Source organism: Agriterribacter sp., from assembly GCF_035445465.1.
Taxonomy (GTDB): Bacteria; Bacteroidota; Bacteroidia; order Chitinophagales; family Chitinophagaceae; genus Agriterribacter.
The window spans coordinates 13985-39880 of sequence record NZ_DAOMQT010000007.1 but is presented as its reverse complement, the minus strand read 5'-3'; the positions used below and the strand labels follow the sequence as shown (position 1 = coordinate 39880).

Genomic DNA, 25896 nt, shown 5'->3' with positions numbered 1-25896 from the left:
TTTGCTTTAAAGATTTTAGATATTTACCTGCTATGTGCGGCATTGCCGGTATAATATCACCCAACCCTGATCTGATCAGCCCTGCCCGTCTTGAAAAAATGGCGGGGGCTTTAGCGCACCGTGGACCCGACGGCGAAGGATACTGGATCAATGATAGCCAATCGGTGGGGTTTGCTCACCGGCGTTTATCCGTTATTGATTTAAGCGAAGCCGCCGCACAGCCCATGCATTATGCTCCCCATGGTTCCCCAACATCCGTCCAACGGTATACCATAACCTATAACGGGGAGATCTATAATTATCCTGAGATCAAAAAGGAACTGGTATCCAAAGGATACGCTTTCCGTACCGGCTCCGATACGGAAGTAATACTGGCGGCATACGATTGCTATAAAGAAGCATGCCTGCAATATTTCGATGGCATGTTTGCCTTTGCCATTTGGGATGCCGCAACGCAAACCTTTTTTGCTGCAAGAGACAGGTTCGGTGAAAAACCCTTTTTCTATTTTTTTGACGAACCGAATAATACTTTTCTGTTTGCCAGTGAAATGAAAGCCCTGTGGGCTGCGGGAATAGCAAAAAATGTGGATGAGGAGGCCCTGCTCTATTATATCGGGCTGGGGTTAACGCAGTTGCCGGTGGAAAAGCACCGCACATTCTATAAAAAGATATACGCGCTTTCGCCCGCACATTATATGAAATGGCAGGTTACACGCAGACATATAACCGCCTGCCGCTACTGGGACATTGATAAAGACAATACCCACCCCCGCAATGAAAAAGAAGCAGTGGAAATATTCAGGTCACTTTTTTTTACCTCCGTAAAAAGAAGGCTGAGAAGCGATGTGCCTGTAGGAACCAGCCTGAGCGGCGGTTTGGATAGCGCGGCTATTGCAGGGGCTATTCACAGTTTGTTGCCCGGGCATAATAATTATAAAAATTTTTCAGCCGTTTTCCCGGGTTATGAAAAAGATGAGTCGGCATATATGCAGGAAGTGGTGTCTGCATTTGGATTAACCCATTTCACCGTTTCGCCTACGCATTCCTGTTTAACGGATGCCCTCGAAAAACTGTGTTATCATCATGAGCAGCCTATTGGATCGGCCAGCGTATTTACACAGTATGCCGTGTGCCGGTTGGCCAAACAGCATGGGGTTAAAGTATTGTTAGACGGACAGGGGGCCGATGAAACCATAGGCGGATATCCGAAATATATACACTGGTGGCTGCAGGAGCTGCTTAGGCATAGAAAAATGGCACAGTTTAAAAGAGAGAAAAAAAATTTAACAGATCATCATATAGCTTTTGACTGGAGTTATAAAAATTATATAGCAGCATATACGCCCGGGCTTACCACCCTGCTGCTTCAGCAAAGAGAAAATAAAAGGTTAAGGGCCAATACGGAAATAGAACCTGCATTCCTGCATGCCTTTAATAGCGGGAATGGCTCGTGTAAGCCTTACATAACCAGCCTCAATGATGTGTTGTACCATAATACAATGCAGAGCGGGCTGGAGGAATTATTAAGTTATGCAGACCGCAACGCCATGTCGCAGGGTATAGAGTTGCGCCTGCCGTTCCTGAATCACGAATTAGTAACATTCCTGTTTTCCCTGCCTGGTAATTACAAAATACGCGATGGCTATACCAAATGGATACTCAGGGAAACGATGAAAAAAGAATTGCCCGCAGCCGTTACCTGGAGAAAAGATAAAATTGGTTTTGAGCCTCCTCAACTGCACTGGATGGAACAACCTGCTTTGCAGGAGCGCATCCATGATGCCAGACAAAAGCTTTCGGCCGCGGGCATTCTCCGCAAAGCTGTTTTAAAAGAGCCGGTTCGCCCACAAGCTGCTTACGCGCAGGAAAATAACGACTGGCGTTACCTTATAGCAGCCACCTTAATGCAGCAGTAAGAAAACGACCACACAGGAACACAATAGCAGAAAACAAATCCCTGTATGCATCTATGTGCCCATGTTTCTATGTGGTCCATCCAAAGCGCGCTGTTATTTTTGCTTCCGCAGCGTTTCGTATACTTCGCTGTTGCCGTAAGCGTCTGCCTTAATGGTATACCAATGTTTGCTGTCTTCCACTTTTATAAAATAAGCCATATTGTCTCCGGAAGTGATCTCGGTAACACCAAATGCTTTTTTGTCCGGATAAGTTCTTCTGATCTCCGATAAAATATTCATCGGTAATAAGGAAGGATCATAAAAGCGCATGGATGCAGTAATTTTGCCATTCTTATTGTAATACACAATATACCTTACGTCTGACTGAAAAAAGCGAACGGAATACTGATCATTCGCTTCGTGCCAGCTTACATTTTCGGCTGCGCTGAAAGTTTCACGAAAGGCTTTAAGCACTTTTTCGGTTACGGATGGCGCATTGGCATACGCTCCTGCCGACATCAGGGCAACAATGGCCAGAACAACTATCTTTTTCATAATACTTTTTTTTCTTGAATAATTAAAAATCAATTCGACAGATCAAAAATAGAAAGCCCTGTTTCATTTAAAAATGATACTACGCCAGCGGGAGCATCAAGATAAGATGCGCTTCACAGAAACCCGGCATACACTTTTAACAGTGATGCATGGAATGCTGAAACCCTTTGCTACAAAGGGCTTTAGCAATGTTGCATATTGTTACCGGGCCCCGGTTAACTTTGTGTTAAACTGGAATTCCGGAAAAGAACTTGATAAGTTGAAACTCATTTCATTTCCGCATCTTTGCAATTCATTATATACAATATGAAAGCAGCTACAAAATTCATTCACGCCGGCGTGCACCCCGATCCTTCCACCGGCGCTATTATGACGCCCATTTATCAAACATCAACTTTTGTGCAGGATGGTCCCGGCAAACACAAAGGATACGAATATGCCCGCACGCAAAACCCTACCCGCACACAATTGCAAAACGCGCTTGCCGCCGCAGAGAATGGGAAATATGGTATCAGCTTTAGTAGCGGACTTGCAGCAACAGACACCCTGCTGAAGCTTTTTAAGCCGGGTGATGAGATCATCAGCACCAACGACCTGTATGGCGGCACGTACAGGCTCATGAGAAAAGTATGGGAGCCCTACGGGTTAAAATTCCGGTTTATAGATATGAGCGAGGCCGGTACTATCAGTTCATACATTACGCCCGCTACTAAAATGATATGGTTAGAAACACCTACCAACCCATTGATACGGATCATTGATATTAAAGCCTGCGCGGCTATCGCGAAGCAGGCAGGGGCCTTGCTGGCAGTAGACAACACTTTCGCGTCGCCCTACCTGCAAAACCCGCTTGATCTTGGAGCCGACATCGTAATGCATTCCGCAACCAAATATATTGGCGGCCACAGCGATGTGGTACACGGATGTATAATCACCAATGATAAGGAAATAGCAGACCAGCTCTATTTTTTACAAAACGCCTGTGGCGCGGTGCCTGGTCCGCAGGATTGCTTTCTGTTATTACGCGGATTAAAAACATTGCATGTGCGTATGCAGCGGCATTGCGAGAACGGGGAGCAGATCGCACATTTCCTGCGCCGGCATTCCAAAGTGAACAAGGTACACTGGTGCGGCTTTGAAGACCACCCCGGTTATGCCATAGCAAAAGCGCAAATGCACGGCTTTGGCGGTATGATCAGCTTTGAGCTGAAAGACAATACGCTGGCCGCCGCAGAAAGGGTATTATCGTCTACAAAACTTTTCGCCTGTGCGGAATCGTTAGGTGGCGTGGAATCCCTCATTGGTCATCCGGCCAGCATGACGCATGCTTCCATTCCAAGAGCAGAAAGGATAGCAAACGGGCTTGCAGATTCACTGATCCGCCTGAGCGTTGGCATTGAAGACGCGGATGACCTGAAAGCAGACCTGGAACAGGCATTAGGATAAGTGTATGCCGGATAATACTATTAAAGACTTTATGAACAGGAAGGCGGATGAATACAATCACCCTTCTTTTATTGTGAGTGACCCTATCTGCATTCCTCATGCCTTTACCAAAAAGCAGGATATAGAAATAGCAGCGCTGTTTGCCGCCATTTTGGCCTGGGGCAACCGTACTACTATTATCGCCAAAAGCAAGCTCCTGATGCAGCTCATGGACAATGCCCCCCACGCCTTTTGCCTGCATGCAGAGGAAAGGGAGTTAAAAAAGCTGCTGGCATTTAAGCACAGAACGTTCAATGCAACAGACATTTTATATTTCGTGGAGTTTTTGAAATATCATTATACACACCATGCTTCTTTAGAAGCCGCTTTTACCCAATGGATGCTTCCGGAAGACACCCATACGGAAAATGCCCTTCGTGGTTTTCATCATTATTTCTTTTCATTGGAAGACGCGCCGGGGCGTACGCGAAAGCATATTGCCTCACCGGAAAAAAAATCTACCTGTAAAAGGCTCAATATGTTTTTAAGATGGATGGTAAGAAAAGATAACAGGGGTGTTGATTTCGGGCTATGGAAAAACATATCTCCCGCTCAACTGGTATGCCCCATTGATGTGCATGTAGCCCGCGTAGCCAAACGTTTTAACATGGTAACGCGTCCTCAAACCGACTGGCTGGCGGCATTGGAATTAACGGAATACTTACGGCAATTTTGTGCAAACGACCCTGTAAAATATGATTTTGCTTTATTCGGATTGGGTGTTGTTGAAAAATTTTAATGATGGATAACGTATTAATAACCCTGCTGCAAAAAGAACTGTCGGCCGATCTGCATGATCCGCTAAATGAAAAGGAGCTGCAATTGCGGGTACAGGAAAAAGTGAGTGAGCTGATTGAACATGATTTCCAGGGATTGATCAATATATTATACCGCATAGATGTGAGCGAGGTGAAATTAAAGCAACTGCTAAAGACCGGCGAGGGAAAAGACGCAGCCCTGATCATCGGCAACCTGATCATAGAACGGCAGGCGGAAAAGTTAAAGCACCTTCATCACTTTAAGGATCTTAACAAAGGGGATGACAAAGAAGAAAAATGGTAGTCTTAAAAAAAATGAAGAAACTATGATCGTTTACGGAATACCCAATTGCGACTCAGTGAAAAAAGCAACCTTGTGGCTGAAGAAGGAAAAAATAGATTTTACGTTTCACAATTTCAGGGAAGCAGGTATAACAGCCGCCAGGCTCAATGCCTGGAGCAAACAGGCAGGGTGGGAACAACTGCTCAATAAAAAAAGTACCACATGGCGCAATTTAACACCTGAGCAGCAGGCGGCGGTAACAAGCCAAAAAACAGCAGTTCAGGTAATGCTTGCGCATCACAGCATTATTAAACGCCCGGTTATTGAGCATAACAACAAAATTATAGTTGGCTACAATGAAGTGCTATATGAGCAGGAGTTCAAATAGTACTATTGCCCAATTTCCACCACCGTCCAGTTTTTTGTCCTCCTGTTCCAGAGGATGCTGTAATCCTTTCCATGCAAAAGCTTGAAAGTGCGATAGCCATTATAATATTTCAGGCGCAGCCAGCCATGGTTATAAATTTCAAACTTAAACACAAATGGTTCTCCGGCTTTTATTTCTGCCTGCTGAAATTTTCTGCCGTCATCGCTCAGTAAAACAACTTCGTTCTTATTACTTTGAATGGTAAGCCATATCCAGCTCGGATCATTATTGGGATCTGTGTTTGTGCCTGTGTTGCCCGGAGAAGGGGAAGGTATAGGGGGCGGAGTTGTATTACTGTTATCCGACGGAAAGGGACTGGTAGCTGTATTGCCGTTTCCACGGGATTCATTCCAGCCTCTTGTAATGGCCTGTACCCGGTCGTTTTTTGCGGGATGCGTGGAACTGGCCCGGTCAGAAGCAATAGCCTGCATGGCAGCAGTGGATTCCTGTAAAGAAGCGCCGAGCTTTGCCATTACATATCCCGAAAATGCATCTGCTTCTATTTCCTTCGGCGGCGTACTGCCGCTGCTGCTCACTACATGATTATAATAATGATGCCCCATTTCATGTGCAAGCACACTTATAGAAGCCCATTTGGTTGAGGCATACGCATCAAGGTCTTCCAAAAAACGGTTATCGTAAATAATCCAGCGGGCCCGGTTAATGATCGTAGCGTATGCATTTTGTATGCCGTTTTGCTCTCGTACATTAAAATTTTCCTGCCAGTTAATCGTATTCAGCATGTTTTGCAATATATCCTTTGCCTCATAAACAGAGCTGAAATTGGACCGCAGTGACCGGGGCGGTATCTTAAAACCGCAACCTGTAATACGCTGCGCTTCGCAAACCGTAAACGCAATCATGCATGAAAACAGCAGTAAAAATCGTTTGGGCATGGTATTTTTAAAAATAAATATAGGATTTCCTGTTAAAAACAGGGAAGCTTTAATAAGACCCGCATAACAAAGGGTTAACGAAAGAATAGCGTTAAACGGTTGTTTAATTTAAACGATTGTTTAATTTCGCGCCCGGAATGAATTTTTTATGAAAGACAAAAGAGTGCATATACTGGATGCGGCGGAACAGCTTTTTGCGGAAAAAGGGTTCGACGGCACATCAGTCAGAGATATAGCAGGGCACGCAGGGGTGAACCTTGCCATGATCTCCTATTATTTCGGGTCAAAGGAAAAGCTGCTGGTAGCGCTTATTGCCCACCGGTCGAGCTATACACATGGTATTTTGGAAGAACTGAATAAAGACGAAAGGCTTTCTCCATGGAATAAAATGGAAAGGCTTATTGATCTGTATGTAGACAAGATCGTAAACAATTATAAGTTTCATTGTATCATGACAATACACCTGCCTACCATACAATCAGACGATATAAGGGAAATGATCACTGACATTAAGCTGAAGAACTTCGAACAGATAAAAAAGATCATTACGGAAGGACAAAAGCTGAAAGTGTTCAGGAAAGTAGACATGGAACTTACTGTGGGTTGCATAATGGGAACGCTTACCCAGGTTACTTTATCCAAAAGCCTGTATTGCAGGCTAATGCATATTGACATACATGATGAAGATACATACAGGAAAAAAATGATACCGAAATTAAAAACACACCTTAAAGGACTGCTGAAGGCCCACCTGGATTTTGATAGCCAGCATTGAAAAAAGAGTTGGGCGCCTCTTTTTGAGTTGCCATTCTTACCACGCTCATTTATCAATATTTTATTTGAAAACATTAATCCCAGCAAAAGGAGCGGTTACCAAACAAACCATGCTGGTAACCTATAATAATATTTTTACTTACTGGTGGGTCTTTTTGTGCTTTGCTGCATCCCGCTTATTTACCTGCAAAAATTTAAAAAGAATGCAGCGCTGCCGGTGGATGCGCATTAAAATATTATTGCACCATAATTTTTTGATTCTTATGAAAATCGCGGCCGCTTAAGCGAACAATATAAACGCCTTTTGGCAAGCCGTTCAATGGTACAGAAAAATAGCCGTTCGCACCCTTCAACTGCCGCGTTAAAACCTGTTTCCCGTTTGAGGCAAAGCATTGTATACTTTCTATTTTCTTTCCGGAAACAATATGCAGCAATCCATTGGTAACAACAGTGGGGTATATTTTTATCCCGGCATGATCATCGTTACTGAGGGTAATCACCGGTGAATAATGGTGGGCGCCATCTGCTTCAATAATATGCAGGCGATAAAATAATTTTGAGCCGTTAATACCGTAATGCCGGTATACATACGCAGCGCCGTTTGCATTATTGGTAGCTTTTACTGATCCTGCCGCATTAAAATCTCTCCCATTGCTGCTGTATTCAATAATAAATTTTTCAATGTGCTGCTCCATCGCGGTTACCCACTTCAATTCGTTATAACGGTCTGCCGGAAGCCCTGAAAAGTTGAGCAGCGTAAGTGGCGTGCTTGCAAGCGGAATAATCTTATATACCACGTTTTCAGTGAGCGCTGTTGCATATAAAGTTCCATCTTCTGTTTCGCTTATGCTGGAGATGCCGCCTTTTAAGCCCGGTTGCGTATTTACCATGGTAACGTTGCCATTGCCATCGCGTTGTAAAACCCATACGGTGCCGGTGTAATAATCAGCAGTGAAATAATATCCCTGTAAGGCTGCAAATTCATCACCCCTGTATACATAACCTCCTATAACCGAGCGGCCTTCACCGGGGTTATTATATTCAAAAACCGGAGCAACTTTGCCGGGCGGATCACAAAGCGGGTTAATATTAATATTTTGAATGGTTCCTTCATAGCAAGGCCAGCCATAATTAGCTCCCGGCGAGCCGGCTTCCCTGAAATTGATTTCTTCTTTTGCATTTTGCCCTACGTCGCCAATCCACATATCGCCTGTAACACGGTCAAAGCTCCAGCGAAATGGATTGCGCAGGCCAATAGCCCATACTTCAGGTGTTACAGGAGGAGCTTCTTCCACATTTATGCGGATCATTTTCCCCAGCGGGGAAGAAGGGTTTTGTGCATTGTTACCAGGATCATTTGAGCCGCCCCCGTCGCCTGTACCAAAATATAAATAAGGAATTTCTTCTTCCGTACCAAACTGCAAATGCCCCCCGTTATGATTGGAAAAAGATTTTGCAATGGTTATGAAGGGTGTAGCCGGATCTGGTTCCGGGTCTGCCATATCGGGATTGGAAGAAACTTTATAACGCGCAACCGTAATGGCGCCGGTAGTACCGGTATAGTAAACAAAAAAATAACCGTTGCTTGCATACCCGGGATGAAAAGCCATACTTAAAAGTCCGCGTTCTCCGTCCGACGTAATATCAGCGCTAATATCAAGAAAGGGTTCCGGCAAAATGGCCGCTTCTTTCCATATTTTAACAGTGCCGCCTTTTTCTACGATAAACAATCTCCCTGACATGTCACCAGGCGCAGCCACCACTTCCATAGGAGAAGAGAGTCCCGAACTGATAAAGGGCTCATAAGCAATAGCAGGCTGGGCGGAGGAGGTGGCAGAGTAAAAAAAGGAAAATGTAAGCAAAGAAGCCAGCAAAAAATATAGAACACGGTTTCTTCTCATAACAATGGCATTTAAAAGGAAAGTACAAATACAATGCCGTTTGAAAACGAAACCTGCCGGTAAACGGGGATGAAGCAAAGCAATGCGACAATTTGGAGTGCATCCGCTTTTGCTGCCTGCCCGAATTGTATTAACTTTAAAAAGGCTATTTTTTCATCTTTCAAACCAGTAAGTATGAAATCGCCTGCTGTATTTATCCTGTTACTGAGCTGCATTTCGCTACTTGCCTGCAAAAACAAAAACGCTGCTACCCGAACTACAGGTATTGCGTCAATCGCTGACCTGCGTAAAGGCGATATGGTGACTTGCGGACCGGCAAAGCAACAATTTGGCAACGTTGCTTTTGCATTATCTGCTGCAGAAAATGTTAAAGATACTTTCAACCTCGCACTGTCACTGTTGCATTCCTTTGAATATGAGGAAGCGGAGAAGGCATTTGCCAAAGTAATTGATATGGATCCGCGCTGTGCCATGGCATACTGGGGTGTGGCCATGAGCAATTTTCACCCGTTGTGGAGCCCGCCCAATAAAGAAGAACTGGAGAAGGGCGCCAAAGCCAGTGAAATTGCAGCATCATTAAAAGGTGAAAATAAAAGGGAAAATGAATATATAGACGCTATATACGGCTTCTTCCATAACTGGCAGCAGCTTAACCACCGTACCCGCGCACAGCAATATGAGCAGGCAATGGAAAAGATACGTGCTGGTAACCCCGGCGATAAGGAAGCTGCTATCTTTTACGCGCTGGCGCTTAACGCCACTGCCGATCCCACCGATAAAACATACACGCATCAGAAAAAGGCCGGTGAAATACTCAATGCCCTGTATCCCGGCCAGCCCGGGCATCCGGGTATTGTACACTATATCATTCATACCTACGATTATCCCGAACTGGCAGAAAAAGCTTTACCGGCTGCCCGCAAATATGCTTCCATAGCGCCGTCATCGGCCCATGCGCTGCATATGCCTTCCCACATTTTTACGCGGCTTGGATTATGGAATGAATCCATTCAATCCAATCTCGCCTCGGCAGATGCCGCCCGGTGTTACGCAGAGAACCTGAAAATGAAGGATCATCCCGGTGCAGAACTGCATGCCATGGATTACCTGGTATATGCTTACCTGCAAAACGGGCAGGAGGAGGAAGCAAAAACCCAGGTAGATTACCTGCAGTCTGTTGCCGGTTCACTGGCCGAAAACAATTCGGCCAGCTATGCATCTGCGGCTATCCCGGCCCGTTATGCGCTTGAGCTGCGGTACTGGGAAGCGGCTGCTGATTTGGATACCGGCAACGCTGCGTTCAGCTCAGACAGGCATGCCTGGGAAAAAGCTATTGTACATTTTGCGCGTGTGATGGGTGGCGTGCATACCGGCAGGCTCAAAGCAGCTAAAAACGATTTGCGTTCGCTGCGCTCATTACAGGCCGCTTTACTGAATGCGAAAGATGATTATAAAGCCAAACAGGTGCTGGTGCAGATAAAAGCGGCGGAGGCATGGATTTGTTATGCGGAGGGAAAAAAGAAGGAAGCGCTGGCATTAATGACGGAAGCAGCCAATATGGAAGACAGCACTGAAAAGCACCCGGTAACGCCGGGGGAAGTTATTCCTGCAAGGGAACTGGAAGGAGATTTGCTGCTGCTGCTCGGAAAGAACAGGGAAGCGTTGCGGGCTTACGAAACGAGCATGACCCGGTGCCCTAACCGCAGAAATAGTCTTAAGGGCGCAGTATTAGCTGCTGAAAGATCGGGTAATAAAGCAAAAGCAGCAGCGTATGTTAAACAACTGAATGGAAGATGATTACGCTTATACCGGGTTCAAAAGAAAAGCCTTATAAAACCACTCCGGTAGCGTCACAAAAAACGAGGCTGTCTCAAAAGTAATATTTTGCCACGAAGGAAATAAAACGGGAAGATCAGGACTTCGTGCCCCTGCCTGCCGGCAGGCTTGTGCCTTAGTGGCATATCTTCTATACCGGACCTTTTAAGACAGCCCCGCGTTTGATCTTTATGTGGTTGATTTGCGTGTTTCGGAGTAACACCTTGTCAATTAGATTCCGGCTGAGCTGTATACCTTAAGTAGGGTTTGATCTCTTTAACGCCTTTAGGAAATTTTTTCAACGCGTCTTCTGTTTTGATGGCCGTTGATATAATAACGTCTTCTCCCTGGTTCCAGTCGGCCGGCGTGGCCACGCTATGCTTTGCCGTTAGTTGCATAGAGTCAATTACCCGTAAAATCTCAAGGAAATTCCTTCCTGTAGACGCGGGATAGGTTAAGGTGAGCTTTATTTTTTTATCGGGACCAATTACAAATACCGAACGCACCGTTGCTGTTGCCGAAGCGTTGGGATGGATCATATCGTATAACCCTGAAACAATTCTGTTGTCATCGGCAATCAAAGGAAACTCAACGGTAGTATTTTGTGTTTCATTGATATCTCCGATCCATCCAAGATGTTTGTCTACGGGATCAACACTTACCGCCAGCACTTTTACATTACGTTTATCAAATTCACCCTGTAGCTGCGCAGTACGTCCCAGTTCAGTGGTACACACTGGAGTAAAATCAGCGGGATGTGAAAACAATACACCCCAGCTATCGCCCAGGAATTCATAAAAATCAATTTCACCTTTCGATGTAACTGCTTTAAAGTTTGGAGCAGTGTCGCCTAATCGTAAACTCATGATAAAAATTTTTAGTGTTCGAATGGGTGTAAAGCTACTGCTTCCCGTTTTTTACTGATGGTGTTTTACACTTCGATTATGGTACTTTTTATTTATTCTACTTAAATGGTAGGGTATCTCTATTGTTTACCAGTTGTTTTTAATGCTGTCATTGATCCTTTCAGGCGCTTCGGCGGGTCTTTCCCTCCATTGAGCATCGTATCCAACAAAAAGGGACAGCCATAAAGTACGGGCAAGGCGCATCAAATACGGCTGCAATACAACCAGCAGTATGCCATTGAAGATTAACCAGTATAACACCCTTGCATCATGCACGGATATGCCGATCGTAGCTGCCCATATTATCAGCGTAGCCACGCTTATGGCAATGGCCAGTCCGTAGCTTACATAACCGGTACCATAATAAAATCCTACTTCAAGATCGAAATGCTGCCCGCATACCGGGCATTTGTCATGCATTTTCATGAACTGTTTCAGGTGATAGGGATTAGGGTTGGTAAACATTTTACCCAGGCGGCAACGCGGACAACGTGTCTGGCAAAGGCTTATCAGAAGCGAAGGTTTTTTATTGTTTGGCTGTGCTGACATAGTATATCACTTTATCGTTGTTTATAATTTTTGTTTCGAAAGGCTTCCGGTGTACTGTGCGTATACTTTTTAAAAAACTTTACAAAATAGGAGTTGTCGGGGAAGTTGAGCTCCTGTGCGATATCGCCCACAGACAGATCAAAGTTGATCAGCAGCCGCCTGGCTTCTAATATGATCCTGTTGCGGATCACTTCCCCGGCAGAAATACCCAGGTAATCTTTACACAAGGCATTTAAATGATTAGGGGTAATGTATAATAACGCGGCATATCCTTTTGGCAGCCTTATGGTTTTAAAGTTATCCTCAATAAGCCGCTTAAAGTTGCGCAGGATCACGGAATTATAACCTGCAGTTTCTTCCTTTATTGTTTTTGGATCGTTTCTTTCAACGGTTAAAAACAATTGCAGCAATAAAGTGGCGATCATCAGTTGGGAGGACGGTGGTTTTTCAGACTGCTCGCACAGGATCTTTTCGAAAAGCTGTTCAACCTGCCGTTGTGTATCTTCTTTTAGTAACAATACCTGATGCGCAGCAACCTGGTCAAAGAAGGAGAACTGATCAATGAAGCTGGAATTGATGAAAAGCTGGTCAAAAAATGTAGCTGAAAAATTAACGATATAGCCGTCTGCATCTTCATTAAAATACCACTTGTGCACCTGCCCCGGCCGCATAAAATAGATCATGCCTTTTTGAACCGGAAATGTTACAAAATCTATCACGTGCTCCCCCGAGCCTTCTGTAAAGTACACCAGGTGATAGAACGCGTGGTTGTGCACTACCCCAAGGTGCGGGTTGCTGCTCAGATATCTTTTAAACCGGTCGGCATTCAGCAGATCGTTATGCGATTTGTTGGCAACCAGGTTATGAATATCAAAAGTGGGGTATACCGGCTTGGCCATAGCTTTATTTTTACAAAAGCAAATTTACCACAGATATCAGCAAATCTGCGGAGCAATAAGGGGTTCCTATGGTATTGTTTACCGATAATTGAAAAACACCGCAAAGCCTTGTTAAAAAATCCGGAAAATGCCGGCGGTTTCTTTGTAATCTGGTTGTTAAAGCGCCTGATATTCGTTTTATTCTGCTGTATAGTTAAGCGGTTCTGATACAATATATGGGTGAGATCAGTTTTTTCGTTAGGTTTGCTACCTCAATTTTTATTGAATTGGCAATAGAATCACAAAGGAAATCATTTTTTAAGCGGATCAGGGGGCTACAGGGGGCTGAAGATGCCGAAATGAGCTTTATTGATCATTTGGAAGCGCTCCGCTGGCATATTGTTCGTTCCGTATTTGCAGTATTGGTTTTTGCCATAGCTATCTTCCTTAATATTGACTGGATATTTGATAAAGTAATTTTGGGGCCGTCTCAGGATGGCTTTATTTCCTATAAGCTGCTTTGTGCATTAAGCCATAAAATAGGCATGGGCGACTCGTTGTGTATGCCGCCTATTGCCATGAAAATACAGGTAACTACAGTTAGCGGTACTTTCATGTCGAGTATTTCCATTGCTGCGGTTGGCGGCATTTTGGCGGCTTTTCCCTATTTGTGCTGGGAAGTGTGGCGCTTTGTGAAACCGGCCTTAAAACCGGAAGAGTTGAAACATACCAGGGGCATCATTTTCTGGGTTTCCTTTTTCTTTTTCCTGGGAGCGGCATTCGGATACTTTATGCTGGCGCCTTTTACTTTCAATTTCCTGTATAATTATACGCTGGGCTCCCAGCAAATACTGGATTATAAACCCATGCTGAGCGATTACCTTGACTCTATTATTGATATTACCCTGGGTTCAGGCATTGCTTTTGAGCTGCCTATGGCATCCTGGTTACTGGCCCGGATAGGCTTGCTCACCCCCGGCTTTTTACGAACTTACCGCAAATACGCTTACGTAGCATTATTGGTGCTTGCCGCCATCATTACCCCTTCGCCCGACTGGGGCAGCCAGATGATCGTGTGTGTTCCACTCGTTCTTTTGTACGAAATCAGCATTATTATTGCCGCCAGGGTAACTAAAAAGAATGATAAGAAATGGGAGGAGTGGAGCTAGGAAGCGAGGAGTAAGTAATAAGTGGTAAGTGCTAGATGTGGTGATTTTGGCTTTTCCCAATGCGTCAGGAACCTGATGCTTTCTGCCCTGTATCCTGCTTTCATTGCAGGTTTATATAAAACTCTTTTTATTTTTTTATTAATGTTTTTTAATTACAATTGCCTTTTCCTGTTTGTGTCAATAATTTGTAGTATTATGTAGATAAATCAGGGTAAAATGGCGTCAAAATTAAATTTAGATAAATTAGACCTGCAGATCATTTCGGCAATGATGGAAGATGCGGGGATATCCTACGCTGATTTAGGAAAAAAGCTTTCTGTATCCGGCGGCACCATACATGTGCGCATTAAAAAGCTGCAGGAAAGTGGAGTGGTAAAAGGCACACGCCTGAATGTGGAACTGAAAGAGCTGGGTTATGATATAACCGCGTTTGTAGGCATTTATCTCGAAAAAAGCTCTTTATACGATACGGTAGCCAAAGACCTCAAAAAAATACCGGAGATTGTGCGGCTTAATTATACTACCGGCAACTATAGTATGTTCATTGAAATTGTATGCCGCGACATTACCCAGTTGCGGCATGTGCTCCATGATGAGCTGCAAAAAATAAAAGGCATTGAAAGAACCGAAACATTAATATCGCTTGAAGAAAGCTTTAACCGGAATGTGCAGGTAGGGCCGCTGTAAATCTGCTGAAAGCTGCCGGCAGTCAGCCTTCAGCTTGATCGTATAAACAATGAGCCGGTAATCCTTTCTTTCACCACTTATCACTGACCACTCAAATCTTAGATCTCAAATTTCAAATTCTGGAGTACCAACTAATAGCTTAACACTTATCACTCCCCATTGACTACTCCCCACTCACTCACTCCTCACATCCAGCGCATCTCTCAATCCGTTCCCCAGCAAATTAAAGGCCAGCACTAAAAGCATGATACAAATACCCGGTGATATGGCCAATAGTGGATTATGGGTGATGATGAAATTATAATTCTCTTTGATCATCAGTCCCCAACTGGGTTGCGGCGGCTGAACGCCTACCCCCAGGAAGCTTAGTCCGGCTTCTATAACAATAGCCGATGCAAAGTTAGATGCCGCCATTACCATTACCGGCCCAAGCACATTAGGAAGGATATGCCTGAAGATGATCCTGAAACTGGTAAAGCCCAGCGCCCTTGCAGCTTCAACATATTGCAGCTCACGTATGCTCAGCACCTGTGTGCGGATGATCCTCGCGGTGCTTACCCACAGCGTTAAGCCAACGGCAATGAATACCTGCCAAAAGCCCTTCCCCAATGCCAGGGTAATGGCAAACACCAGCAGCAGTGCAGGAATGCTCCATACCACGTTAATGAACCACATGATGATATTATCCGTTCTTCCGCCGAAATACCCGGCAACAAGTCCCAGCACAATACCTATGGATAAGGAAATGAACACTGCAATCAGCCCAACGGCAAGGCTTACCCGCACTCCTACAATCAGGCGGCTGAGAATATCCCTTCCGAATTTGTCGGTACCCAGCCAAAATGTTTTTTTAACAACTATGGCAGGAGCTATCTCCTGATCTTTACTATAAAAAGCATGCCGCTCTGTTATGCCTTCATCAATGTATTGCTCCGCAATAATGCTGTCGCCTGCCCGCTGCCACGAATGAACGGGGATGTAAGTATACCTATCATCCTGCCCGTTCAGTAACCGTTCAAAGAAACCTGCTTTTTCAACAATTTTATCCCTGCGTACCATAAGGAACAGCATGCTGAAACCGGGCTTCCGACCGCCAATTTCCACTGCCATCCTGTTGGCGTTGGGCGAATGATCGGGAGCAATGAAATAGGCGAAAAGCGCCGTTAATACCGCTAGTGCAATAATGCAAAGCCCAAAAACGGCTCCTTTGTTCTTCCGCAACCTTCGCCATGCAGACTGAAAAAAAGAAGATGATACTTTTTGCACGGCGTAAAATAAAGAAAAGAACCAAGAACCAAATGATAAGAACCAAATAAAAGACAAATCCGAAGCCGGAATCCTGAAATCCGAATGGGATACAAAGCACCAAGAACCAAAAGACAAGCCGCAAATACAATTTAAATTCAAAGCCTAAAATCCGAAGTCCGAAGAGTATAGCTTTGAGCGGCCTTTGTCTTGCTGTTCACTCTCCCCTTTTACTTCTGTCCTCTTATAATACTGATCCCCCCATTTTCAAATTTCCACACTTCCACATTTATTTTACTTTTCTTCCCTTCCATTCGTAACTGCCAAAGCTGCCCAAAAAGCCCGCTATAACGGTATAGGCTATATGCAATGGCTGGAAAAGCGGGAACCAACGCATAAACTGGCCGAGGTTAAAACAGGTTAATACGTCTTTTACAAAATGCCATTCAATAAGTGTTTTATAAAAAACAGCTACCCCAAAAAATAACAACCAGCCAGGGAATGCTATACTTCCGGCCAGTAAAACAAAAAGACACAGGTTAAGGATATATACCAATGCAAGCACAAACACAATACGCTTGTCTTTATATTGCCCGGTTTTGCTTGCCCAGCGGATCCGCTGGGTAATAAAAGCTCTCCAGTTTGGAGCAGGCAGGGTTTCAACAATAGCCTCAGGGGCATTCAGGTAAGCAATTCTGCCCGGATGCCGGCTATTTATTTTCTGCATAAGCAGCATATCATCGCCCGAGGCAACATGATCAATGTTTTCAAAACCATTTACTTCATTGAAAGCAGCTTTTTCATACGCCAGGTTGGCGCCGTTGCACATGCTGTGAAATTTTTTATGTACAGAAGCCGCCGTTATGCCCTGCAGGATGGCAAAGTCTATGCTTTGAAAAACAGAAAGCGGCGCATGCCCCGGTTTTATTTTTACAGGCGATACGATGAAAACCGCTTTGCTGTGCCGGTGAAAGGCGGCAATAGTGCTGATCCAGTTTTTATGAAATGTGCAGTCCGCATCGGTAGTAACGATTAAAGTGCCGGTTGCCGCCTGTATGGCCGTTTCAATTGCTTTTTTCTTAAAGGCTGTTACCGGCTTACCAGGGGTATTCTTTTCCTGCAGGGATAACAATTGTATGCCCTGGTTGCGGTAGCGCTGAACGATAGCGGCGGTGCCATCGGTTGAATGATCATCCGCTATAATAATTTCCAGTAATGCTTTTGGGTAGGATTGCTGTAATAAGGAAAGGATACATTGTTCAATTACAGCTTCTTCATTGCGTGCCGGAACGATCACTGAAATTTTTTCTGCCGCAACAAGATCATTTATAGCATCGCTGTCAAAACAGGGAACCTGTTTCCACCCTTTATGATAATAATGTATCAGGAAATAATACGCGCCCAATAAAACAAAGCTGATGATAAATAATATCATGCACACAAATTAGGGCAAATTGTGTTACTATAATAAAGCGGCAATAGCGGCTGAGTTTTTTTCATCCAATATCCTGTGGCCGCAGGATATGATATGCAGTGCACAGTAATCGTTCAACCCTTTTTTAAAATCACTGCCTGTAGTATAGCGTATTATCCTGTCGTACCGGCCGTATATTAACAATACGGGCGTATTATTTTTTGGAATAAGCGTTTTTATCATTTTTATCCCGGGTTTCAATTTACGCATGGTAGTCCATATGGTATACAATTGCGTTCGCTTATCTTTTTGGTTGAGGTACCGGTGCACATAGTTATATACGCCTGTATTGATCATCCCTGTACTTTTAAGCATTTTGGTAATCGTAAAAAAAATGCCGGGCTTTTCCATAAAGTATTTAAACAGCCGGTTTCCCCAGATGGTTTGTGTTGCCAGCCGGTACCAGCAATTCATCTTTAACCCATCCGGCGCCAGCAGCACCAGTTGCACTATACGTTGCGGAATGCGCTCATATACCGATAAGGCTACCCTTCCACCCATGCTATATCCCGCCAGTGAAAAATGTTGTTCATGCAGCACCGGTATGTTGTCAATAATATTAATAATATCTGCTGCGGTGCATGGCAGCCCGTCCTTCCATATTGTTTTTCCGTGCAGGGGAAGATCAACAGCTATGATGGTATAGCTGTTTTCAATTTGCCGGGCAAGAGACATAAAACTGCCGGCCGTTTCGCCAAAGCCATGAAAGCAAAGCAATATTTTTTTACCTGTTCCCCATTGCAAACAATGAATTTGAGCGTGCTTATATGAAATGAAATATGATAACATGCGGTGTTTTCAAATGTAAGTGAAAACGGTGAGACAGCATATGGGTATTGCGCTGCTTTGCTTGCCTAAAAAAAGAGGCTGTCGTTAAAGACAGCCCCCGGTTTATCAAAACGGATGATACATTATGTTATTTACTGGTCCCACCAAACTTTTTCATTATAGGTATCTTCGCTCCATCCCTGCGCGCTGACAGCTGCAGTGCGGCTTGCTGCATTCAATGTTTGCTCACTACGGGGATAAGCAAACCTTACAGGGATTCTGTCGTTATTTACATTATCGGCGCCTGCAACCAGCGTGGGTATATTTGTTCTTCTCCAATCAAACCAGGCTTCTAACCCACCAAAAAACAATGCGATCCATTTTTGAGTACCAATAAGTGTAAGCGCATCGGTATTGTTAAATGCTACACCCGCCTGAGTTAAGTATCCTGCAGGAATAGTACTCTGGAAATAGCTGAAAGATGATTTAACTCCTTCTTCATAATGCCATTGAGCCGTATTGCCGGTGTTAATCATGCCTTTTTGTACCGCTTCAGCCAGGATAAACTGTAACTCGGGGTAACCCATAATATATCCTCTTGCAACTTTTAAACCCGTTTCGGTAATCGCATCCAGGAAGAAGTAGGAACCAACCCTTGAAATATTATTGGGACCACCATTATATGCAAGCGCATCCACCTCATTCAAGCCATTCGGCACACCAGTATACGTTCCGGTGGCATCAGCTTTTTGAGCAAATACAGCTATACGTGTATCTCCCAAAGCTAATAGTTTATCACCGAGCGTTTTACTTAAACGGAACTCATCAAAAGACCCGGAGCGGGTTGTATGCAACGGGAACTGATTAGGAGAAACGGTTAAATAAGTAAGCGCCCCGTTATCATTATTACTTTCAAAAACCGGTGTATTTGCGCCGCTAATAATTGCCTGCATATCTGCTGCAACATTCTTTTTACCTGAAATACGCATGAGGTAACGAAGCTGCAACGAGTTGGCCAGTTTTCTCCATTTGGTTAAATCACCGTTGTATAAAATATCGCCAACCAATGTGCCTGCACTACTATTGAATGTTGTATTCGCTGTTTCAAGATCGTTTAAAATGCCATCGTATATTGATTCCTGGGAATCATATTTAGGCATAAATATTCCGCTTACTCCACTCATTGCTTCTAAATAAGGTACATCACCATAGGCATCTGTTAAAAGAGAGTACATCCACGCTTTGAGTACTAAGCCTGCAGCCTTATAGTTCGGTACATTCTTCGCATCCCCCAAAGCAATAAGGCGCTCTACATCTCTCATATTACCATACATATTACTGAACAAACCGCTTCTGTCGCCCCAGGTATAACGATCTTCTGATACAAACTGAATTTTCGCCGTGTGCTGTATCACAATATTTCCTATGCCCCAGGATTGATTTACTACTTCATTACATACGCTCCGGATAATGGTGGGCATCAATAAATCCGGTGTTACATCATTAATTGCATTGGGGTTTGCGTTTTTTTCCTGGTAATCTTTTGTACAGGAAGTTCCCATTGTGCAGCCTATTATAACTGCGTATATATATGTATTAAACTTTTTCATACTCATAGTTTTAATAGGTTTAAAAGTTAAAGCCAAGATTAATGCCCAGACTGCGTGTGGTTGGCATTCCAACCGATTCTACACCGGGTATAATAGTACCGCCTGCTAAAGAACTTGTTTCAGGATCAATATGAGGAACTTTACTCCATACTGCCAGGTTACGTCCAACTACTGAAACATTTAATCCTTTAAACCTGATCTTTGAAAGCACTCTCGGATTAAAAGAATATCCAAGGCGAACTTCCCTCAGTTTAACATAGTCTGCATCAAAAACACCACCCTCTTCAATATCACGGTTACCGGTACGGGATTGATGATACTCGCGGGCAGTTATTTTTTTAGTATTAACGCTATAAGAACCATCGGGGTTTTCTACTACACCTTTTCCAACTACTCCGTTACCGTCTTTGCTCAAATCATAGCCATCGGCTCTTCCTTCCAATGTTTCTATTAACTGTCCGGCCTCCAGTCCAACCACCCAGGTTTCTGAGAAAAGCTGGCCGCCATAGCGTGCATCCAGGAGGAAGCTCAGGTTAAGATTTTTGTATGTAAATGAATTTCTGATACCTGCTAACCACTTAGGATTATAGTTACCTACTTTTACAATATCATTGGTTCCAACAAATCGTCCTTCACTGTTAAATATCTGCTGTCCATAGTACGGGCTTGACGGATCATCAACTTTTTTAAATCCGATAGAATACATATCACCCATTTGCTGACCCACGGTAGCATTGATATAAATACCATGACGGTTGGCCATTGAATAGGTAGTAACATCGCCATCAAACTCCAAAACTTTACTGCGGTTGGCAGACCAGTTAATGGCAACATCCCATTTGAGGTTTTTACCATCTATAGGACGACCGGTTAATTGTAACTCGTAACCATAGTTCCTTATTTTACCGGCATTAACTACACGGCTTGTTGAACCTGAAGTAATACTTATTGGAACACTTGGCAAAATCTGATTGCGCGTATTGATATCATAGTAAGAAAAGTCTATACCGAGCCTGCTGTTGAAAAAACGCCAGTCTATACCAGCCTCCCAGGAAGTACTGATCTCGGGTTTTAGGTTGTAATTCAACAAGCTGCTTGGTGAATAATACGCAGGTAAGCCTGACCAGGGCTCTGAAACACCATAACTGAAAGAAAATGCATAAGGATCAGTGTCATTACCAACCTGGGCAAGACTTGTTCTAACTTTAGCAAAACTAATCCATGCGGGCAACTGCACCATATCGCTTATTATAGCACTTAACGAAGCAGAGGGATAGAAATAAGAGTTTACTGTTTTGCCTAAAGTATCTGATACTTTGGGGAGCGTGAGCGCACTTGACCAGTCATTACGTGCAGTTACATCCAGAAACAGATAGTTGTTATATGCGAGTTGCAACGCGCCATACAAGCTGTTGATTTGTTTATTTCCGTCATAAACAGAGCTAACTAATGCTACTTTATTGTTATATAAGCTGTAAATACCCGGTATTAATAATTGCGGGGCGGTAACCTCGTAATTGTTAAACTTGCTGATCTGCCTGTTACCTCCTACATTAAGGCCAAAGCTAAATTTATCAGTAATGTCTTTATTAACTGATACAAGGAAATCCATGTTGGTTTCACTGTTACGCACTCTTTCCTCCCGGTAGCTTCCAAACCTGAAACGCTGGGTACTGAATGCGCGCTGGCGTTTTCTTAATTCACTATTAAAATCTGTGCCTCCACGTAACTGAATATTCAACCAATCCGTAATATCATACTTTAACGTAATGTTTCCAAAAACCCTTCCCGCATCCTGACCGTTTGTATTTTCGTAAAGGTTAAAATATGGATTATCGTGATAGTTGTAGTTAAAGTTGAATTGCTGACGATTTTCCATACCTGGTATCCAGTAGCTTTTCAGGCTATTCAAATCTACGTGTTGTCCCATCCAGCAATGCAGCAAATAAATGATGCTTTCTGTTCCGTAGGTTAAATTGGGACGGTTGTCACTTTCTGTATTTACATAGTTGGCGGTAATTCTCGCAGATAATTTAGGGGTAAAGTTATATCCTGTATTGAAGGCAAAAGTGTTTCTTTTTATATCCGTATTAGGGATAATACCTTTTTGATCTAACAATGTATATGATAACCGAAAATCTCCTTTATCATTTGCCCCGGTAAGAGATATATTGGTATTGTTTGTTACACCGGTTTCATAAAACTTTCTCAGGTCCATCCCCGGTACAAAAGGAGTTGGAGTAACTGTTCCTCTTGCTGCGAAATCGGCGGCTGAACCCAGCACTCCATCATCAACCAACGATATATCTCCACCACGGTAACCATTAGAAGTAGGTGAATTATGCTGAGCTATCAGGCTGCCATCCATTTTTGGTCCCCAACTTTCATCCACACCATCGCTTGCGCCACCCCCTTTTCCATCCTGGAAGCTGAACTGCCCATTGTTTCCCTGACCATATACCCTTTGAAACTTAGGAAGCACCAATGGGCTTTCCAAAGTAACGCCGGTATTAACAGTAACACCTATTCCTTTGCTGTTTTTACCTGATTTTGTAGTAATAACAATAACACCATTTGCAGCTCTTGAACCGTACAAAGCTGATGCATTTGCACCCTTTAGTACAGTCATGGTTTCTATGTCATCCGGGTTAACCATGGATGCGCCATTTCCATAATCCAGTTCCTGGTAACTGCGTCCACTGGAACCTGTCAGCTCATTGGTAATAGGAACACCATCTACCACAAACAAAGGCTGATTCTTATTAATATTAAGTGATTTATCACCGCGGATGGTTACACGTGCAGAACCTCCGACACCACTTGGAGAGGTCATTACCTGCACCCCTGCAACCTTGCCCGCTAATCCACTTACAAAGTTTGTTTCTCTTGCCTTATCCATGTCGGATCCCTTCACTTCCTGTACGGCATACCCCAAACGTTTTGCTTCTCTTTTTACCCCCAAAGCTGTTACCACCACTTCGCTAAGGGCCTGCGATTCGTCTGTGAGTTCAATTGCCAGCGTAGCGCCGTTTACGGTAATTTCTGTGGCTTTATATCCCACGCCTGATATTTCCAGCACATCCCCCCTTTTGGCTTCAATAGAAAACCGGCCTTCCGGGTCAGTAAAAGTGCCTCTGGTAGTACCTTTTATTGTTACTGAAATACCTTCCAGCGGGCTCTGGTCTTTCGAAGAAGTAACCCTTCCGTTAATGGTTTGTTGGGCAAGCACCAGTAAAGGCAGGGCCCAAAGTGTCAGCATAGCGGCGAAAACGCGCCATGTGCATGATTTTCTGATCATAAGCGTAGTTTTAAATTTTTAAATGTTAAATGAGGGCCGGTAAAAGTCTGATGCGGGTGTAAAGCAATGGTTAAAGCAAAATGAATAAATCTTTAACTGTGTATTAATGCTAAATATAAATATAGGATATTTATAAGAAAAGCCATAAGCAGAAATAGAAAAATTTTAAAATTTTCTTCTTTTTGTGTACAATACTTTCTTTCTACGGTTTTATTTAAATAAAAATCATTTAAAACAGGTTTTTCTTTAAAATATACAATCTTTAAAAACCAGGATAAGTTTACTATTTATAAACACTGTTCCTGTGCTCTTATTTTTCATTAACATACCTTCTCCTATAAATAGTAATGCATTTTTGCTTTTTTGCTGCATGGATGAACGGGTTTTATGACATCGGCTTTTGCGGGTTTTGAAACCTGTTATACGCTATGGCCAGATGAAGCATATAATTTCCGTTTTTTTAGCATTAAATCCTGTATTTACATCTATTCGTTCTCCGGGAAGAAACAACCCTTGCACCAATTCCTCACTATTTCTTAACGCCGGCTTAATAGCATAGTAATATCCGGCAGGGAAATTTGAGAAACCTGTCTCTAATGGACAAACGCCCTGTTGATGTTGTTGTTATTTCCGATGTGCACCTGGGTACCTACGGCTGCAAGGCTAAAGAACTAACTGCATATCTTAAAAGTGTTTCCCCTTCCATACTCATTCTAAACGGGGATATTATTGATGCATGGCAGTTCAGCAAAAATTATTTTCCTGCGGCTCATCTCGGTGTAATAAAAGAGCTCATCCATTGCATCACCAATGGCACAAGAGTATTTTATATTACCGGCAATCACGATGAAGTGCTAAGGCGCTATTCCGATTGCAGGGTGGGCAATTTTATGCTAACCGACAAGCTGGTGCTGGAAATAGACAATAAAATGACCTGGATATTTCATGGTGATGTGTTTGATAATACCACCAAAGGAAGCGCTAAATTCCTGGCCAAGCTTGGAAGCACCGGCTATGGAGCGTTAATACTGGTTAACCGTTTTATTAATACAGTTTTAAAATGTATGAGAAGAGAAAGGGTCTCGTTTTCAAAAAAAATAATGGAGGGTGTAAATAAAGCCGTTTCAAGAATTAATGATTTTGAAATGACTGCTGCGGAACTGGCGATTAAAAAAAAGTACGACTACGTTATTTGCGGGCATATTCATAAACCGCAAAAAAGGATAGTGCATAATGAAGAAGGCAATGTTACTTATTTGAATAGCGGCGACTGGGTGGAGCATTGCACCGCATTGGAATATTACAAAAGGGAATGGAAGCTGTTTCAGTTTGAAGCGGCTGATTTCCCGGAAATGAAAGTGGAGAAAAAAACGCCCCAGCCTGATGTAGTTACAGATGAGATCAGCTATTTCATCAGTTCGCTAACGGGATAAGGGAGTAGCAAGTGGTAAGCAGGAAGTGGGCAGTCGTAAGTAGATAATAAAAATTGAAAATGATTGTATGAAGATATTCTATGCTATACAGGCAACGGGAAACGGGCATATCAGCAGGGCCATGGAGCTGCTGCCTTATCTCCAGCAATATGGGAAGGTGGATATTTTCTTAAGCGGCGCCAATAGCAGCCTGCACCTCGATGCGCCCATAAAATACAGGAGTAAAGGGCTAAGCTTGTTTTATACCTGTAAGGGAAGTCTTGATTATTTTTCAATCATAAAAAGGATCTCACCCTTTCATATCAAAAAAGAAGTAACGGCATTGCCTGTGGAAAAATATGACCTTATTATAAATGATTTTGAATGCATAACCTCGCTGGCCTGCCGGCAAAAAAAAGCGCCTTCCATTCATTTCGGGCACCAGGCAAGCTTTATGTCGGCAAAAACACCCCGTCCTCACCGGCAAAGCCATACAGGTGAATGGCTCCTGAAAAACTATGCGGCCGCTACGCAGTATATGGGACTGCATTTCAAACCATACGACGATTTTATTCTTACGCCTGTTATTAAATCTGAAATATGGAACGCCCGTCCGTTCAACAATAATCATATAACCGTTTATTTACCCTCATACTGCGATTGCGAGATCCGTAAATTTTTCGGGAAGCTTACTTCGTACCGGTTCCAGGTTTTTTCAAGAGAAGTAAAGGCTGAAACAAGGCAGGGCCACCTCACCTTTATACCGGTAAGCAAAGAAAGATTTAATGAAAGCCTGATCCATTGCACCGCAATTGTTTGTGGCGCCGGTTTTGAAACGCCTTCGGAGGCGCTGCATTTAAAGAAAAAAATGATGGTGATGCCCATTAAAGGGCAATACGAGCAGCAATGCAATGCCGCTGCCCTGCAGCAACTGGGAGTAAAAACATTGCCGCAACTTTCTGAAAATTTTCATACCCTTTTTGACCAATGGTATGCCAATGCGCAGCCCGTTGATATTTCATTTCAATACGATGCCGGCCAAATTACAGCGATGATGATGCGGAAAGCCGCTGCATACCTGTAGTTTATTTCAACACAGCTGTTCTTTCCTG

The 25896-nt window shown here is 43.5% G+C and carries 22 protein-coding genes; 11 read left to right on the top strand and 11 right to left on the bottom strand.

Annotated features, from left to right (window positions below; translation table 11 throughout):
• Window positions 1–32: 32 nt before the first annotated feature.
• Window positions 33–1916 (top strand): asparagine synthase (glutamine-hydrolyzing), encoded by a 1884-nt coding sequence (gene asnB / locus PLE34_RS05705; RefSeq protein ID WP_324554828.1) that lies wholly within the window; start codon window positions 33–35, stop codon window positions 1914–1916.
• A gap of 93 nt (window positions 1917–2009) precedes the next feature.
• On the opposite strand, the gene PLE34_RS05700 is transcribed toward asnB, so the two are convergent.
• The gene (locus tag PLE34_RS05700; RefSeq protein WP_324554827.1) at window positions 2010–2450 is read right to left on the bottom strand and encodes a hypothetical protein; all 441 of its coding nucleotides are present in this window, start codon (window positions 2448–2450) and stop codon (window positions 2010–2012) included.
• Window positions 2451–2756: 306 nt separating this feature from the next.
• On the opposite strand from PLE34_RS05700, the gene PLE34_RS05695 reads away from it, so the two are divergent.
• Genes PLE34_RS05695 through PLE34_RS05680 form a run of 4 tightly spaced genes read left to right on the top strand, consistent with a single transcriptional unit; the run spans window position 2757 to window position 5364 of the window.
• Window positions 2757–3896 (top strand): cystathionine gamma-synthase, encoded by a 1140-nt coding sequence (locus tag PLE34_RS05695; RefSeq protein WP_324554826.1) that lies wholly within the window; start codon window positions 2757–2759, stop codon window positions 3894–3896.
• A gap of 31 nt (window positions 3897–3927) precedes the next feature.
• Window positions 3928–4674: a TIGR02757 family protein gene (locus PLE34_RS05690; RefSeq protein ID WP_324554825.1), complete on the top strand. Its 747-nt coding sequence runs from the start codon at window positions 3928–3930 to the stop codon at window positions 4672–4674.
• Between the two features lie 2 nt (window positions 4675–4676).
• Window positions 4677–4997 carry a hypothetical protein gene (locus PLE34_RS05685; RefSeq protein ID WP_324554824.1) on the top strand — a complete coding sequence of 107 codons (321 nt, stop codon included), beginning with the start codon at window positions 4677–4679 and terminating at the stop codon, window positions 4995–4997.
• Window positions 4975–5364 carry an arsenate reductase gene (locus tag PLE34_RS05680; protein WP_324554823.1) on the top strand — a complete coding sequence of 130 codons (390 nt, stop codon included), beginning with the start codon at window positions 4975–4977 and terminating at the stop codon, window positions 5362–5364. The genes PLE34_RS05685 and PLE34_RS05680 overlap by 23 nt, the downstream gene beginning before the upstream one ends.
• 2 nt (window positions 5365–5366) lie before the next feature.
• On the opposite strand, the gene PLE34_RS05675 is transcribed toward PLE34_RS05680, so the two are convergent.
• Window positions 5367–6299, bottom strand: coding sequence for a M48 family metalloprotease (locus PLE34_RS05675; protein ID WP_324554822.1), 933 nt, complete (start codon window positions 6297–6299; stop codon window positions 5367–5369).
• A gap of 148 nt (window positions 6300–6447) precedes the next feature.
• Here PLE34_RS05675 and PLE34_RS05670 point away from each other — a divergent pair, with 148 nt between their 5' ends.
• The gene (locus PLE34_RS05670) at window positions 6448–7074 is read left to right on the top strand and encodes a TetR family transcriptional regulator (protein ID WP_324554821.1); all 627 of its coding nucleotides are present in this window, start codon (window positions 6448–6450) and stop codon (window positions 7072–7074) included.
• A gap of 235 nt (window positions 7075–7309) precedes the next feature.
• Here PLE34_RS05670 and PLE34_RS05665 read toward each other — a convergent pair whose 3' ends face one another.
• Entirely contained in the window at window positions 7310–8974 is a 1665-nt protein-coding gene (locus tag PLE34_RS05665) for a PQQ-dependent sugar dehydrogenase (RefSeq protein ID WP_324554820.1), read from the bottom strand.
• Between the two features lie 174 nt (window positions 8975–9148).
• On the opposite strand from PLE34_RS05665, the gene PLE34_RS05660 reads away from it, so the two are divergent.
• Complete coding sequence (locus PLE34_RS05660; protein WP_324554819.1) at window positions 9149–10771, top strand: tetratricopeptide repeat protein; 1623 nt, start codon at window positions 9149–9151, stop codon at window positions 10769–10771.
• Between the two features lie 245 nt (window positions 10772–11016).
• Here the strand turns inward: PLE34_RS05660 and PLE34_RS05655 are convergent, their stop codons facing one another.
• The 3 genes from PLE34_RS05655 to PLE34_RS05645 all read right to left on the bottom strand — a co-directional run bounded on the left by PLE34_RS05655 (window position 11017) and on the right by PLE34_RS05645 (window position 13142).
• Window positions 11017–11655, bottom strand: a complete 639-nt coding sequence (locus tag PLE34_RS05655) for a peroxiredoxin (protein WP_324554818.1) — start codon at window positions 11653–11655, stop codon at window positions 11017–11019.
• Window positions 11656–11781: 126 nt separating this feature from the next.
• A complete protein-coding gene (locus PLE34_RS05650; RefSeq protein ID WP_324554817.1) occupies window positions 11782–12243 on the bottom strand; it encodes a DUF983 domain-containing protein in 462 nt (153 codons plus the stop codon).
• A gap of 11 nt (window positions 12244–12254) precedes the next feature.
• Window positions 12255–13142, bottom strand: a complete 888-nt coding sequence (locus tag PLE34_RS05645) for an AraC family transcriptional regulator (RefSeq protein ID WP_324554816.1) — start codon at window positions 13140–13142, stop codon at window positions 12255–12257.
• A gap of 266 nt (window positions 13143–13408) precedes the next feature.
• On the opposite strand from PLE34_RS05645, the gene tatC reads away from it, so the two are divergent.
• The gene (gene tatC, locus PLE34_RS05640) at window positions 13409–14290 is read left to right on the top strand and encodes a twin-arginine translocase subunit TatC (protein ID WP_324554815.1); all 882 of its coding nucleotides are present in this window, start codon (window positions 13409–13411) and stop codon (window positions 14288–14290) included.
• 216 nt (window positions 14291–14506) lie between these two features.
• Window positions 14507–14977 carry an Lrp/AsnC ligand binding domain-containing protein gene (locus tag PLE34_RS05635; protein ID WP_324554814.1) on the top strand — a complete coding sequence of 157 codons (471 nt, stop codon included), beginning with the start codon at window positions 14507–14509 and terminating at the stop codon, window positions 14975–14977.
• A gap of 174 nt (window positions 14978–15151) precedes the next feature.
• Here the strand turns inward: PLE34_RS05635 and PLE34_RS05630 are convergent, their stop codons facing one another.
• From PLE34_RS05630 to PLE34_RS05610, 5 genes are all read right to left on the bottom strand, one after another.
• On the bottom strand, window positions 15152–16243 hold the full coding sequence (locus PLE34_RS05630) for an ABC transporter permease (RefSeq protein ID WP_324554813.1): 1092 nt from the start codon (window positions 16241–16243) through the stop codon (window positions 15152–15154).
• A 268-nt stretch (window positions 16244–16511) separates the two neighbouring features.
• Window positions 16512–17657, bottom strand: a complete 1146-nt coding sequence (locus tag PLE34_RS05625) for a glycosyltransferase (protein ID WP_324554812.1) — start codon at window positions 17655–17657, stop codon at window positions 16512–16514.
• A 27-nt stretch (window positions 17658–17684) separates the two neighbouring features.
• Complete coding sequence (locus PLE34_RS05620; protein WP_324554811.1) at window positions 17685–18440, bottom strand: alpha/beta fold hydrolase; 756 nt, start codon at window positions 18438–18440, stop codon at window positions 17685–17687.
• A 176-nt stretch (window positions 18441–18616) separates the two neighbouring features.
• Entirely contained in the window at window positions 18617–20074 is a 1458-nt protein-coding gene (locus PLE34_RS05615; protein WP_324554810.1) for a SusD/RagB family nutrient-binding outer membrane lipoprotein, read from the bottom strand.
• A gap of 19 nt (window positions 20075–20093) precedes the next feature.
• Window positions 20094–23372: a SusC/RagA family TonB-linked outer membrane protein gene (locus tag PLE34_RS05610; protein WP_324554809.1), complete on the bottom strand. Its 3279-nt coding sequence runs from the start codon at window positions 23370–23372 to the stop codon at window positions 20094–20096.
• Window positions 23373–23968: 596 nt separating this feature from the next.
• On the opposite strand from PLE34_RS05610, the gene PLE34_RS05605 reads away from it, so the two are divergent.
• A complete protein-coding gene (locus PLE34_RS05605; RefSeq protein ID WP_324554808.1) occupies window positions 23969–24805 on the top strand; it encodes a UDP-2,3-diacylglucosamine diphosphatase in 837 nt (278 codons plus the stop codon).
• Window positions 24806–24872: 67 nt separating this feature from the next.
• Window positions 24873–25868, top strand: coding sequence for a glycosyltransferase family protein (locus PLE34_RS05600; RefSeq protein WP_324554807.1), 996 nt, complete (start codon window positions 24873–24875; stop codon window positions 25866–25868).
• The last annotated feature ends 28 nt before the right edge of the window (window positions 25869–25896 follow it).

Excerpts from the sequence above, each read along its gene's own strand:
- PLE34_RS05695 (WP_324554826.1), top strand. The coding sequence starts at position 2,757 with ATGAAAGCAGCTACAAAATTCATTCACGCCGGCGTGCACCCCGATCCT.
- PLE34_RS05605 (WP_324554808.1), top strand. The coding sequence starts at position 23,969 with ATGGACAAACGCCCTGTTGATGTTGTTGTTATTTCCGATGTGCACCTG.
- PLE34_RS05615 (WP_324554810.1), bottom strand. The coding sequence starts at position 20,074 with ATGAAAAAGTTTAATACATATATATACGCAGTTATAATAGGCTGCACA.
- PLE34_RS05685 (WP_324554824.1), top strand. The coding sequence starts at position 4,677 with ATGGATAACGTATTAATAACCCTGCTGCAAAAAGAACTGTCGGCCGAT.
- PLE34_RS05675 (WP_324554822.1), bottom strand. The coding sequence starts at position 6,299 with ATGCCCAAACGATTTTTACTGCTGTTTTCATGCATGATTGCGTTTACG.
- PLE34_RS05645 (WP_324554816.1), bottom strand. The coding sequence starts at position 13,142 with ATGGCCAAGCCGGTATACCCCACTTTTGATATTCATAACCTGGTTGCC.
- PLE34_RS05665 (WP_324554820.1), bottom strand. The coding sequence starts at position 8,974 with ATGAGAAGAAACCGTGTTCTATATTTTTTGCTGGCTTCTTTGCTTACA.
- PLE34_RS05625 (WP_324554812.1), bottom strand. The coding sequence starts at position 17,657 with ATGATATTATTTATCATCAGCTTTGTTTTATTGGGCGCGTATTATTTC.
- PLE34_RS05655 (WP_324554818.1), bottom strand. The coding sequence starts at position 11,655 with ATGAGTTTACGATTAGGCGACACTGCTCCAAACTTTAAAGCAGTTACA.
- PLE34_RS05610 (WP_324554809.1), bottom strand. The coding sequence starts at position 23,372 with ATGATCAGAAAATCATGCACATGGCGCGTTTTCGCCGCTATGCTGACA.
- PLE34_RS05660 (WP_324554819.1), top strand. The coding sequence starts at position 9,149 with ATGAAATCGCCTGCTGTATTTATCCTGTTACTGAGCTGCATTTCGCTA.
- PLE34_RS05670 (WP_324554821.1), top strand. The coding sequence starts at position 6,448 with ATGAAAGACAAAAGAGTGCATATACTGGATGCGGCGGAACAGCTTTTT.
- PLE34_RS05680 (WP_324554823.1), top strand. The coding sequence starts at position 4,975 with ATGACAAAGAAGAAAAATGGTAGTCTTAAAAAAAATGAAGAAACTATG.
- asnB (WP_324554828.1), top strand. The coding sequence starts at position 33 with ATGTGCGGCATTGCCGGTATAATATCACCCAACCCTGATCTGATCAGC.
- PLE34_RS05690 (WP_324554825.1), top strand. The coding sequence starts at position 3,928 with ATGAACAGGAAGGCGGATGAATACAATCACCCTTCTTTTATTGTGAGT.
- PLE34_RS05700 (WP_324554827.1), bottom strand. The coding sequence starts at position 2,450 with ATGAAAAAGATAGTTGTTCTGGCCATTGTTGCCCTGATGTCGGCAGGA.
- PLE34_RS05650 (WP_324554817.1), bottom strand. The coding sequence starts at position 12,243 with ATGTCAGCACAGCCAAACAATAAAAAACCTTCGCTTCTGATAAGCCTT.
- PLE34_RS05600 (WP_324554807.1), top strand. The coding sequence starts at position 24,873 with ATGAAGATATTCTATGCTATACAGGCAACGGGAAACGGGCATATCAGC.
- PLE34_RS05635 (WP_324554814.1), top strand. The coding sequence starts at position 14,507 with ATGGCGTCAAAATTAAATTTAGATAAATTAGACCTGCAGATCATTTCG.